1 protein-coding gene and 1 pseudogene are annotated in these 1,356 nt (G+C 60.5%); both read right to left on the bottom strand.

All coding sequences use genetic code 11. The features are described 5' to 3' along the window. The coding region (locus tag AC1DT3_RS21360; protein ID WP_477467190.1) for a flagellar hook protein FlgE at nucleotides 1-1,102 on the bottom strand (1,102 nt) is incomplete at its 3' end. An 88-nt stretch (nucleotides 1,103-1,190) separates the two neighbouring features. After that, nucleotides 1,191-1,356, bottom strand: a pseudogene (gene fliI / locus AC1DT3_RS21355) (flagellum-specific ATP synthase FliI); the annotation flags it as partial.

Genomic DNA, 1,356 nt, shown 5'->3' with positions numbered 1-1,356 from the left:
GTTCCAGCGCACCGACAGAGAAAGAGCCGAGACCGTTCTGCTCGGCAAAACCCACCTGGATGCCGCCCGATTCGATGCTCGCCTCATAGACGTTTCCGGCGCGCGGGGTGAGGTTGTCAGGGCTCGGGACGTTGGCGAGCGGCACTTTGTAGGCGGCAATGCGCGTGCCATCCTCGTACACGGCGTAAACCGTGCCGTCGGAGCCAAACTCCGCACCCTTGACCGCGGTCGGAGCATTGCCGTTCGCAGTGCCGGTGACCTGGTATTCACCGGCGAGCTGCGTCATGCCAGTCATGTCGAGCGTAAACGCCTGGCCGTTGGGAATCGTGAAGTTGGCCGCGCTGGTTCCGGTCAACTGACCCATGCCGTCGAAGGTCAGTGTGGTCGCGGGGGTCAACGGCGTCGCCGGGAAATTTCCCGGGATGGCGGAGTTGTAGATCGACACTTCCCACGTGGTGGCCGACGATTTCGTCATGTAGATGTCAAGCTTCACTTCGTTGCCCACGTTGTCGTAGGTCACGAGCGAAGATTTTTTCGTGTAGATCGAGCCCGACGGAGGACGGTCGACAGCCGGTACCGCTGTCGCGTCGAACGGGAGATTGCCGGTGAAGGTACCGCCGGTCGTCGGCCGTGCCTGCATCGCCATCGACGACACGTTCACGGGAACGAGACCCGACAGACTATTGAGCGCCACGTTTGGATCGCCGTTGGCGAGATTGTATCCCATCAGCTGGAAGCCGGCCGCGTTGATGAGATTGCCTGTCGGACCATCGACGACGAAGTTGCCGGCGCGCGTCAGGTACGGCGTTCCGTTGGTGTCGGATACGACGAAGAAGCCGTTACCCGAAATCGCCAGATCGCTTCCCGACGTCGTGTATGAAATCGGTCCTTGATCGCCGATCGAATACCGAACGGTCGTCGTCACAGCGCCGGAATTGTAGGCGCCCTTGCCAGAGGACAGGATCAGTGACGAAAATTCCGTCGATGCGCGCTTGTAGCCGGAGGTGCTGGCGTTCTGAATGTTCTCAGCCACCGTCCCCAGCTTGTTGGATTGCGCATTCATGCCGGAAACGCCGGTGCGAAGAACGCCGTAGAGACTCATGCTGGGGCTCCAAAATTGATCATGTCGTTGCTAGAATAGACGGGTGATTGCTTGTGCGAGGCTGGACTCGGAGAGCGAACGGCTGTCCTCACGACCGCAAGGCCTGCGCCAGGTCTGCGAACGCATCGATGGATGGCGGCAACGATGGATCCTGCCGCAAGGCTTCGTAGATGCGGGGAACGACCACGACTGCCTGATCGAGTTCGGCATCGTTGCCCGGGTGATATCCACCCATCAAGCGCAGATCGCGGGTA

It is taken from the genome of Microvirga sp. P4_G7, from assembly GCF_056401005.1.
The sequence above is the reverse complement of the archived record's forward strand: the minus strand, read 5'-3'. Positions and strand labels throughout refer to the sequence as shown.